The organism is Finegoldia magna (genome assembly GCF_003182075.1).
GTDB classification, from domain to species: domain Bacteria; phylum Bacillota; class Clostridia; order Tissierellales; family Peptoniphilaceae; genus Finegoldia; species Finegoldia magna.
This window is the reverse complement of the sequence record NZ_QGTH01000009.1, coordinates 62647-72013: the sequence shown is the minus strand read 5'-3', so window position 1 is coordinate 72013 and position 9367 is coordinate 62647. Positions and strand designations below refer to the sequence as shown.

The window sequence follows — 9367 nt, the reverse complement described above, 5'->3', positions numbered from 1 at the left end:
GTTAAGCACGCCGCCAGCGTTCGTCCTGAGCCAGGATCAAACTCTCAATTTAATGTTTGTTTGAAGCTAGCTTTTCAGCTGACTTTTGCTTTTTTATTCTCACCGAATTATTGTTTGGTTTGTACTTCTCTCAAAGTATTTACTTTATTTAATTTATTAAGGTTCTATACTCACGAAATATATTTTAAAACGTGATTTTCAAAGTTTATTTGAAGTTCGCGTTTTGTGAGCTAACTATTACATTATACTCTTGTATTTCTTTCTTGTCAAGTGTTTTTTTAATTTTTATTTAATTAAAAAATTCACCGAACAATTGAGTGCTTATATATATTATCAAGTTTGCACTATAATGTCAAGTGAATTTTAAAAATTTTTTACTTTTATTTTACTTTAATAAACTATTACTGCTATATTTTCTCCTACATCATAATATATGCTTTCTAACAGGTTGGGACTTACTTGTATGTCAGAGTTTTGTTCTGTAGATATTGTGTGTCTGTAAAATCCCAGCGTATAGTTTTTGGAGTAGCCTTTAATTTTGTTATCTATGTTGTAGATTCCTTTTGGGATTGGTTGTGTGATTTTTATTGGGATACATTTGTTTATCTTGTAGTTATTGATGTAGTAGAGTGTTTTGTTTTGTTGGTCAATTTCAATGTATTCGTCTTGAATGTCGTTTTTGAGTCTTGACTTCGCTTTTTTTGAATACACTGGTTCTATTGTTTTATCTTCTGCATCATCTAGTGTAAGTTTTATGAGTTCTGCCGTTTTGTGTTTGTCGATTTCCCAGCCGTAGTCTGTTGCGTTGAGTGTGAGTGTTTTGTTTTCTGCTGTTTTTATTGTGTGTGGTTTGTTGTATGTGTCGGTTTCTTTTTTCAAATCGTCTACGTAGTGTGCGATTTCGCTGTCTTTATATACGAATCCTTGATTTTCGTCAAAGTCCATCATATCGTGAAGTTGTGTGCCTTTTAGTTTATGAATTGTATCGTTAAAATCAAAGCTTATTTCGATGTCTTTGAGTTTGTTGAGTTTGTTTTTGGCGCGTATGATGTTCCAGTCGTTTGCGTAGACTTTTGGTTTGATGTATTCGTTTTTGAGGGTGATGTCTTCTTTTTGTTCTAGGAGTGATTTTTTTATCGTGTCTTTTAGTTTATTTGTATCTATTTCGTTTCCGATTTCTTCTGGTATTATTGTGTATTCGTCATCCAAGTAACTGATGTAGGCGTTGTACGATTTTTTGGCGTTCTTATTGAGCTGTGCTTGGTAGATTTTTTTGTTTAGTTTGTCTTCGTCAATTGTGTAATCGAAATTGATGTTGTATTTTTTGGTGTCAAAAAACGACAACGGCCATGAGAATGGGTTTTGTTCGATTTTGAAATCTTCTGGTATTTTTAGGTTGAAATCCACTTCTTTTGCATCTATTACAAGTTTACGGTTATCAGTAGCATTGATTGTGAGTGTTCTGATGTCTGCATTTCTGTCAACTATTTTGGATTTTTCGACATAGCTCATGTTGTAACCATTGACGTATGTGTTGGGTAGTGCGTAAAATGTGAAGAATGTTGTTGCACTAAAATACACTAGGAATAAGAATAGTATTGTGGTTATGAGTACTCGTTTTTTCATTTGTTTTTCCTTTTCTTTTATGATTAATATTATTGTACTTTTAATTTGAGGATATATCAATGTTTGCAAATAAAAAAAGCGAGTATAATTACTCGCCTTTTGATTATCTTGAGTACAACTCAACTACTAATGAGTCTGTAATTTCGATTGGAATTTCTTGTCTTTCAGGAAGTCTTGTCAATGTTACTTTGAAGTTTTCTTCCTTGTCAATGTAAGGTAATGATTGTGCAAAGTTTGTTTCGTAGTTTTCTTTGAACAATTCATTTGATCTTGATTTTTCTTTCAATTCGATTACAGATCCTTCAGCTACTTGGTAAGAAGGGATATCTACTTTTTTACCGTTTACTCTGATTAAACCGTGAGATACCATTTGTCTTGCTTGTCTGATTGATGATGCAAATGAAGCTCTTAGTACTAGGTTGTCTAATCTAGTTTCTAATTGTCTTACCATTACATCCCCTGTTGTAAGACCTTCTTTGTTGTTAAGGGCTTTTTCGAAGTATTTGTGCATTTGTTTTTCATTTACTCCGTAATATGCTCTTAATCTTTGTTTTTCAAGAAGTTGCATACCATATTCAGTTAACTTCTTGTCGTTTCTTCCAAGTCCTTTACCCATTCTTTTGTTAGCTTTTGGGTGACCGCATACGTTAAGACCTAATCTTCTAGATTGTTTAAATCTAGGTCCCATCATTCTTGCCATTAATATTCATCTCCATTAAAAAATTATTTGCCGCGATAATTTTTTAAGCCAACGCTATTATATCACCTACTGGTTTGTTTTTCAACAATTTTTGTGCTAATTTTGTTGTAAATTTTATAAATTTTATAAATTCTTGGATATAAAAAAATAACTAAGCAAATGCTTAGTTATTTTCTATTTGTCAGCTTTCACTGTTTCTTTTTCGTTTGAGGATTCTTTTTTTGTGTAATCTACTAATTCAAGTATACACATTTCAGAACCGTCTCCTCTACGAGGTCCTAATTTTAAGATTCTAGTGTATCCACCTTGTCTGTCAGCATAAACTGGTGCGATTTCTTCAAACAATGTGTTTACAACGTCTTTTTTGTATATATATTTAAGAGCTTCTCTTCTAGAGCTCAAATCACCTTTTTTACCAAGTGTAATCATCTTTTCAGCTTCTCTTCTAACTTCTTTTGCACGAGTAACTGTTGTTTCGATTTTTCCATTTTCGAACAATGATTGAACTAGGTTTCTTAACATTGCTGTTCTGTGATCAGTTCTTCTACCTAATTTTCTTAAGTTAGCCAATGTCTATCCTCCTTTATTCGTCTTTTATTTCTTCTTTAAATGCAAGGCCCATTTCTTGAAGTTTTTCTTCAACTTCGTCTAAGGATTTTTTACCAAAGTTCTTTATCTTCATCATTTCTGCTTTTGTATGAGATACGATATCTCCTACAGTATTGATATTAGCTCTTTTCAAACAGTTGAATGATCTTAATGAGAAATCTAATTCTTCGATATTGATGCCCATTTGAGTTTCTTTATCTTTTTGATTGTCTTCGTCGTCACTGTTTGTATTACACTCGTAGTTAGGTAATTCACTGAATAATTCCAGGCAATTGATTAGGATGTTGCTTCCTTCGCTTAAGGCATCTTGTGGTCTAATTGTTCCATTAGTCCACACTTCTATTGTAAGCTTATCGTAATCAATTACTTGGCCAACTCTGGCATTATCTACTGTGAAATTAACCTTTTTCACAGGGCTAAACAGTGAGTCAATGGCGATATCTCCTATAATATCTTCTTCTGTTTTGTTAAATTCAGATATTTTGTAGCCTTTTCCGTTGATAACTGTGATTTGCATTTCTAATGAAGCGTCTTCATTTAGTGTTGCAATGTAGTGATCTGGGTTTTTAACTTCCAAATCAGTATCAACTAAAATATCCTTAGCTGTTAGAACACATGGACCTTTTATGTCTACATTTAATGATATAGGTTCTTCATTGTATTTCTTTACAGCGATACCTTTTAAATTCAAAATTATTTCAGGTACGTCTTCTTTGACACCTTTAATCGTAGACATTTCATGAGCTACACCTTGGATATTTATCTTTGATATAGCAGCTCCTGGTAATGATGATAATAAAACTCTTCTGAGAGAGTTTCCTAGAGTAGTTCCATATCCTCTTTCCAGTGGCATTATGACAAATTTACCGTAATTATTTTGTTCATCTAATTCAACGATTTTTATTTTAGTATCTAATTGTTCAGTCATAAATACAGCCTCCTTCGACAAGTCCCATCAGGAAATCCTGAATTAAGCCTATGTGTTATACTCTTCTCTTCTTTGGTGGTCTACAACCGTTGTGAGGGATTGGAGTTACATCTTTAATAGAGCTAACTTCAAGTCCAGAAGCTTGCAAACTTCTAATTGCAGATTCTCTTCCTGAACCTGGTCCTTTTACATAAACTTCAACAGTTTTTAATCCGTGTTCCATTGCTTTTTTAGCAGCTTCTTCAGCAGCTTGTTGTGCAGCGTATGGAGTTGATTTTCTAGATCCTCTGAATCCTAATTGTCCAGCAGAAGCCCAGCTTAATACGTTACCGTTAAGGTCAGTTAAACATACCATAGTGTTGTTGAATGTAGAAGAAATGTGTGCTTGACCTTTTTCAATATTCTTTTTTACTCTTTTTTTACCGCGAACGTTACGTTTTGCGCCTTTAGTTTTTAGTGCCAATTAATTTCCCCCTCTCTATGCTTGTTTTCTAGGACCCTTACGAGTTCTTGCGTTGTTCTTTGTATGTTGTCCTCTTACTGGAAGGCCTTTTTTGTGTCTTGATCCTCTGTAGCAGTTGATTTCTTTTAATCTTTTGATGTTCATTGCTACATCACGACGTAAATCCCCTTCAGTAAGATAGTTGTCTAATTCATTTCTGATATCAGATAATTCAGATTCTGTTAAATCTTTTACTCTTGTGTCAGGATTGATTCCTAATTTAGCTAAGATTTTATTTGATGATTGTCTACCTATTCCATAAATTGCAGTTAGTCCAATTTCTACACGTTTGTCATTTGGTAAGTCGACACCTTGAATTCTTGCCATTTATACCTCCTACTAACCTTGTCTTTGTTTGTGTTTAGGGTTATCGCAAATAACCATAACACGACCTTTTCTTTTTATAATCTTGCACTTTTCGCACATTTTTTTAACTGATGGTCTTACTTTCATTGCTTAACCTCCGTTTATTTCTTTCTCCATGTTATTCTTCCACGATTCAAATCGTATGGTGATAATTCAACCGTTACCTTGTCTCCTGGAAGAATTCTTATATAATTCATTCTTAATTTGCCTGAAATATGAGCTGTTATTACATGGCCATTTTGAAGTTCTACCTTAAATACCGTATTAGGAAGAGCATCTACTACTGTTCCTTCTAATTCAATAACTTCTTTGGACATCCTTGTCTTGATCCTCCTTTTTTAAATTGTTTAACATATATCTTAGTTTCTTATCTGTTAAATTCTCTAATTGCAACTTTTTGTTGTATTTTTGAAGATGTTTTATCTTCTTTTTCTTTGGTTTTTCGATTTTACGTTGTTTTCCATCTACTACCAATACATAAGAATCGTCAAGAATTTCCAAAACCATTTGTAGTTTGCCCACATCACGACCACAAGTACTTAAAACAACTTGTCCTGTTTCAAGTTTGTTGTATTGGCTCATTAATTCTAACCTTTTTTTAATTCTGTTACTAACTTATTAGTGATTTCATCTATTGGAAGAGTTCCGTCAACTGTGAATACTAAATCTTGTTTGTTGTAGAAGTCTACTAAAGGTTTAGTTTGTGAATCGTAAACTTTGATTCTGTCTAGTACAGTTTGTTCTTTGTCATCTTCCCTTTGGATTACTGGAGTTTGGCATACATCACAAATTCCTTCAACTTTTGGAGGGTTGTTGTCAATGTGATAGCTTGCACCACAGTTAGGACATACACGTCTTCCTGAAAGTCTTTTTACAAGAGAATCTTTGTCAACGTCTATGTTTAATACGCGGTCTAGTTTCAATCCTCTTTTAGCTAGTCCTTCATCAAGAGCTTCGGCTTGAGGGATTGTTCTTGGGAATCCGTCAAGTAAGAAGCCATTTTTGCAATCTTCTTGATCTAATCTGTCCCAAACTATTTCTATTGTTAATTCATCAGGTACAAGTTTTCCTTCTGCAAGTAAGCCTTCAACTTTTTGACCTAGTTCTGTCTTTTCTTTGATATTTTTTCTGAAAATATCTCCTGTTGAAATATGAGGAATATCAAATTCTTCAATTACTCTTTTAGCTTGAGTTCCTTTACCTGCTCCCGGAGGTCCTAATAATATTAATCTCATTATAAACTCCTTATTTCAAAAATCCTTTATAGTGTTTCATAGTTAGCATACTTTCCATTTGTTTTACAGTATCTAATACTACCCCTACTACGATGATGATTGATGTACCACCGAATAGGATTTGTATTCCTATAGCTTTTGATATTAGCATTGGTGCTGATGCTACTAACGCTAATATGATTGCGCCTATAAATGTTACTCTATCAGAAATTTTCTTTAGATACATGCCTGTTGGTTTACCAGGTCTAATTCCCATAATGAATCCGCCATATTGTTGCAAGTTCTTAGCGTATTCAACAGTGTTGAATTGAATTGCTGAGTAGAAGAATGCGAATATTATAATCAATAACATATTTACTATTGAGAAGATTACTAACCCTGATGTTGTTTGTACTGTGAATATGTGGGCTAACCATCCTGGCATGTCTTTGCCAAATAATAATGCTATTGTTTGTGGTAATTGTAATATTGCTGATGCAAAGATTACTGGCATTACACCACCCATATTAACTTTGATTGGAATATGAGTTGATTGACCACCATACATTTTTCTTCCTACTACTCTTTTAGCGTATTGTACAGGAATTCTTCTTTCACCTTGGTTAATTAATACCACTACTACTAATATTATAATCGCTATTAGTACAAAAAGTAATATTTTCCACCAAGATAACATTCCTTGTCTAGATTGATAAATCATTGTACCGATTTGTCTTGGCATATTTGAAATGATACCTAAGAAAATCAAGATTGAAATTCCGTTACCGATACCTCTTTCAGTAATCATTTCTCCTAGCCATACTAGAAACATTGATCCTGCTACCAAGCTTATTAGTATAACAAATCCTGTTAAAAAGCTTTTGTCTACGATTGCTCTGTTAAATAAACCATTAACTGTAGCATATCCTTGAATGAATGCCAAAATTATACTACAGATTTTAGTGTATTTACCCATTCTCTTCTTTCCTTCTTCACCTTCACGTGTAAGCTCTCCTAATCTAGGAAATGCTACTGTTAAAAGTTGAAGAATGATTGAAGCGGTAATGTAAGGGTATATCGAAAGAGCGAATATGCTCATTTGTCTCAATGATCCCCCACTTAATAGGTTCAATAAAGAAACTATTCCGCCTTCTTGACCGCTCATTATTTGTTTGATAATGGCCTTATCCATAAAAGGAACCGGTATTGCATTACCTAATCTAAAAACTACAACCATTAGTAGAGTAAAGCCGATTCTTTTACGAATGTCTAAAACCTTCCATGCGTCTTTCAAGGTTTTAAGCATCTTAAATCACCTCTACCTTTCCTCCGGCTTTTGTAATTTTTTCTTCAGCTGATTTAGTAAATTTATTAGCTTTTATAGTTAATTTCTTAGTTAATTCTCCGTCACCTAAAATCTTAACGCCGTCTTTTGCCTTAACTGGCTTAAAGAATCCTGCGTTTGCTAGGATTTCTGGTGTTATTTCGTCTCCATCTTCGAAACAATTTAAGTCTCTGATGTTGATTTCAGCGTATTGTTTTGCGAAGTGGTTTTTGAAGCCTCTCTTAGGAAGTCTTCTGAATAAAGGCATTTGACCCCCTTCAAATCCTGGTCTTACGCCTCCGCCTGATCTTGAGTTTTGTCCGTCTCTACCGCGTCCAGCATTGTGTCCTAATCCTGAACCGTAACCTCTACCAACTCTTTTTCTTGCTTTTACTTCTCCACCTTTAGCAGGTCTTAAGTTGTGTAATTTCACTATAACACCTCCTACTTAACTTCTTCTACGTCAACCATGAATGCAATGTGTCTAATCATTCCACGTATTGCATCATTGTCTTCTTTGATTACTGATTGTCCGATTTTATGAAGTCCAAGGGCTTCACAAGTTCTAATGTGTTTTTCAATTCTACCGATTTTGCTCTTTTTAAGAGTGATCTTTAATTTACTCACTTAAAAGCCCTCCTTATTTTAAAATTTCTTCTACAGACTTTCCTCTTAATTTAGCTACTTGTTCAGCTGTCTTAAGTGATTTAAGTCCTTCTACAGTTGCATTAACAATGTTTTGAGGGTTTGATGTTCCCAATGATTTAGAACGAACGTCTTTGATACCAGCTAATTCACATACCGCACGAACAGGTCCTCCGGCGATAACTCCAGTACCTTCTCCAGCTGGTTTTAATAATACTCTACCAGCTCCAAATATTCCTGTTACTTGGTGAGGAATAGTTGTGTTTACGATAGGAACTGTGAAGATGTGTTTTTTAGCATCTTGGCTAGCTTTTCTAATAGCTTCTGGTACTTCTTGTGCTTTACCAATACCAACACCAACATGTCCGTTTTTATCTCCAACTACTACAAGGGCTGCGAATCTAAAGTTTCTACCACCCTTAACAACCTTAGCTACACGGTTAATATTTACAACTCTTTCTTCTAATTCTAAACCTTCTATTTCTTTATTTAAAAGTTCCAATACTAAATACCTCCCTTGCACTAAAATTTAAGTCCGGCGCTTCTAGCACCTTCAGCTAATTCTTTAACTTTTCCGTGATATAAATATCCAGATCTGTCAAATACGCATTGTTCAATGCCTTTGTCGATAGCTCTCTTACCGATTAATTCACCAACAAGTTTTGCAGCTTCCATGTTAGATTTTGATTCGCCTTTGTAATCTTTATCTAATGTTGATGCAGCTACTAATGTGTTGTGGTTAACATCATCGATTAATTGTGCATAGATGTTAGTATTAGACTTGAATACGCATAATCTTGGTTTTTCAGAAGTTCCTGTAAGGTTCTTACGAATACGTAAATGTCTTTTAACTCTATTTGCGTTTTTATCAATTTTCTTAAACATACCTTACTCCTTTCTTACTTACCTGTTTTACCGACTTTACGTCTAATATGTTCATTTTCATATCTGATACCTTTACCTTTGTATGGTTCAGGTCCTCTAAGGTCTCTGATTTTTGCAGAGTAGTTACCAACTTGTTGTTTGTCGTTACCACTTACAATGATTGTGTGTTGTTCTGGTACTTCAACTGTGATTCCTTCTGGATCTTCTTTTTCAATTGTGTGTGAATATCCCAAGTTTAACACTAATTTTTTACCTTGTTTTGCTGCTCTGTAACCAGTACCTTCTATAATTAAAGTTTTCTTATATCCTTCAGTAACACCTTCAATCATGTTAAAAACAAGAGTTCTTGTTAAACCATGAAGTGATTTGTGTCTTTTAATGTCTGAAGGTCTTGAAACTGTGATTGTATTATCTTCTATTTTGATAATCATTTCCTTTGGCATTTGTTGAACTAATTCACCTTTTGGTCCCTTTACAGTACACAAATTGTCTTCAGTTATTTTTACTTCAACGCCATTAGGAATTTCAATTGGTTTTAATCCAATTCTTGACATGGTCAAACCTCCTT

The 9367-nt window shown here is 33.9% G+C and carries 17 protein-coding genes; 1 reads left to right on the top strand and 16 read right to left on the bottom strand.

The window, feature by feature from the left end:
* Positions 1 to 195: hypothetical protein (locus DES33_RS09695; protein ID WP_211305674.1), on the top strand; the 195-nt coding region annotated here is incomplete at its 5' end.
* A 195-nt stretch (positions 196 to 390) separates the two neighbouring features.
* Here DES33_RS09695 and DES33_RS05270 read toward each other — a convergent pair.
* The 16 genes from DES33_RS05270 to rplF form a co-directional block, all read right to left on the bottom strand.
* A complete protein-coding gene (locus DES33_RS05270) occupies positions 391 to 1626 on the bottom strand; it encodes a peptidoglycan binding domain-containing protein (RefSeq protein WP_110058302.1) in 1236 nt (411 codons plus the stop codon).
* A gap of 103 nt (positions 1627 to 1729) precedes the next feature.
* Positions 1730 to 2326 carry a 30S ribosomal protein S4 gene (gene rpsD / locus DES33_RS05265; RefSeq protein ID WP_094205171.1) on the bottom strand — a complete coding sequence of 199 codons (597 nt, stop codon included), beginning with the start codon at positions 2324 to 2326 and terminating at the stop codon, positions 1730 to 1732.
* Between the two features lie 174 nt (positions 2327 to 2500).
* Positions 2501 to 2896 carry a 50S ribosomal protein L17 gene (rplQ, locus tag DES33_RS05260; protein ID WP_094202429.1) on the bottom strand — a complete coding sequence of 132 codons (396 nt, stop codon included), beginning with the start codon at positions 2894 to 2896 and terminating at the stop codon, positions 2501 to 2503.
* A gap of 13 nt (positions 2897 to 2909) precedes the next feature.
* Positions 2910 to 3863, bottom strand: coding sequence for a DNA-directed RNA polymerase subunit alpha (locus tag DES33_RS05255; protein ID WP_110058301.1), 954 nt, complete (start codon positions 3861 to 3863; stop codon positions 2910 to 2912).
* A gap of 55 nt (positions 3864 to 3918) precedes the next feature.
* On the bottom strand, positions 3919 to 4326 hold the full coding sequence (rpsK, locus tag DES33_RS05250) for a 30S ribosomal protein S11 (protein ID WP_002836140.1): 408 nt from the start codon (positions 4324 to 4326) through the stop codon (positions 3919 to 3921).
* Positions 4327 to 4341: 15 nt separating this feature from the next.
* Positions 4342 to 4692: a 30S ribosomal protein S13 gene (gene rpsM, locus DES33_RS05245; protein WP_002841105.1), complete on the bottom strand. Its 351-nt coding sequence runs from the start codon at positions 4690 to 4692 to the stop codon at positions 4342 to 4344.
* A 12-nt stretch (positions 4693 to 4704) separates the two neighbouring features.
* Positions 4705 to 4818, bottom strand: a complete 114-nt coding sequence (rpmJ, locus tag DES33_RS05240) for a 50S ribosomal protein L36 (protein WP_002836138.1) — start codon at positions 4816 to 4818, stop codon at positions 4705 to 4707.
* Between the two features lie 14 nt (positions 4819 to 4832).
* On the bottom strand, positions 4833 to 5048 hold the full coding sequence (gene infA, locus DES33_RS05235; protein ID WP_094208007.1) for a translation initiation factor IF-1: 216 nt from the start codon (positions 5046 to 5048) through the stop codon (positions 4833 to 4835).
* Positions 5029 to 5313, bottom strand: coding sequence for a KOW domain-containing RNA-binding protein (locus DES33_RS05230; RefSeq protein WP_002841110.1), 285 nt, complete (start codon positions 5311 to 5313; stop codon positions 5029 to 5031). Before DES33_RS05230 ends, infA begins: the two co-directional genes overlap by 20 nt.
* Before the next feature lie 5 nt (positions 5314 to 5318).
* On the bottom strand, positions 5319 to 5966 hold the full coding sequence (locus DES33_RS05225) for an adenylate kinase (protein WP_002841116.1): 648 nt from the start codon (positions 5964 to 5966) through the stop codon (positions 5319 to 5321).
* Positions 5967 to 5976: 10 nt separating this feature from the next.
* Complete coding sequence (secY, locus tag DES33_RS05220) at positions 5977 to 7251, bottom strand: preprotein translocase subunit SecY (RefSeq protein ID WP_002836134.1); 1275 nt, start codon at positions 7249 to 7251, stop codon at positions 5977 to 5979.
* Position 7252: 1 nt separating this feature from the next.
* A complete protein-coding gene (rplO, locus tag DES33_RS05215; RefSeq protein WP_002836133.1) occupies positions 7253 to 7702 on the bottom strand; it encodes a 50S ribosomal protein L15 in 450 nt (149 codons plus the stop codon).
* A gap of 11 nt (positions 7703 to 7713) precedes the next feature.
* Complete coding sequence (gene rpmD / locus DES33_RS05210) at positions 7714 to 7896, bottom strand: 50S ribosomal protein L30 (RefSeq protein WP_002836132.1); 183 nt, start codon at positions 7894 to 7896, stop codon at positions 7714 to 7716.
* Positions 7897 to 7909: 13 nt separating this feature from the next.
* On the bottom strand, positions 7910 to 8416 hold the full coding sequence (gene rpsE / locus DES33_RS05205) for a 30S ribosomal protein S5 (RefSeq protein WP_002837356.1): 507 nt from the start codon (positions 8414 to 8416) through the stop codon (positions 7910 to 7912).
* A gap of 20 nt (positions 8417 to 8436) precedes the next feature.
* Complete coding sequence (gene rplR / locus DES33_RS05200; protein WP_094208005.1) at positions 8437 to 8799, bottom strand: 50S ribosomal protein L18; 363 nt, start codon at positions 8797 to 8799, stop codon at positions 8437 to 8439.
* A gap of 14 nt (positions 8800 to 8813) precedes the next feature.
* The gene (rplF, locus tag DES33_RS05195; protein ID WP_094205165.1) at positions 8814 to 9353 is read right to left on the bottom strand and encodes a 50S ribosomal protein L6; all 540 of its coding nucleotides are present in this window, start codon (positions 9351 to 9353) and stop codon (positions 8814 to 8816) included.
* Between the last annotated feature and the right edge of the window lie 14 nt (positions 9354 to 9367).

Coding starts and splice junctions, on each gene's coding strand:
- DES33_RS05270 (WP_110058302.1), bottom strand. CDS start 1,626: ATGAAAAAACGAGTACTCATAACCACAATACTATTCTTATTCCTAGTG.
- rpsD (WP_094205171.1), bottom strand. CDS start 2,326: ATGGCAAGAATGATGGGACCTAGATTTAAACAATCTAGAAGATTAGGT.
- DES33_RS05255 (WP_110058301.1), bottom strand. CDS start 3,863: ATGACTGAACAATTAGATACTAAAATAAAAATCGTTGAATTAGATGAA.
- rpsM (WP_002841105.1), bottom strand. CDS start 4,692: ATGGCAAGAATTCAAGGTGTCGACTTACCAAATGACAAACGTGTAGAA.
- rpmJ (WP_002836138.1), bottom strand. CDS start 4,818: ATGAAAGTAAGACCATCAGTTAAAAAAATGTGCGAAAAGTGCAAGATT.
- infA (WP_094208007.1), bottom strand. CDS start 5,048: ATGTCCAAAGAAGTTATTGAATTAGAAGGAACAGTAGTAGATGCTCTT.
- DES33_RS05230 (WP_002841110.1), bottom strand. CDS start 5,313: ATGAGCCAATACAACAAACTTGAAACAGGACAAGTTGTTTTAAGTACT.
- DES33_RS05225 (WP_002841116.1), bottom strand. CDS start 5,966: ATGAGATTAATATTATTAGGACCTCCGGGAGCAGGTAAAGGAACTCAA.
- secY (WP_002836134.1), bottom strand. CDS start 7,251: ATGCTTAAAACCTTGAAAGACGCATGGAAGGTTTTAGACATTCGTAAA.
- rplR (WP_094208005.1), bottom strand. CDS start 8,799: ATGTTTAAGAAAATTGATAAAAACGCAAATAGAGTTAAAAGACATTTA.
- rplF (WP_094205165.1), bottom strand. CDS start 9,353: ATGTCAAGAATTGGATTAAAACCAATTGAAATTCCTAATGGCGTTGAA.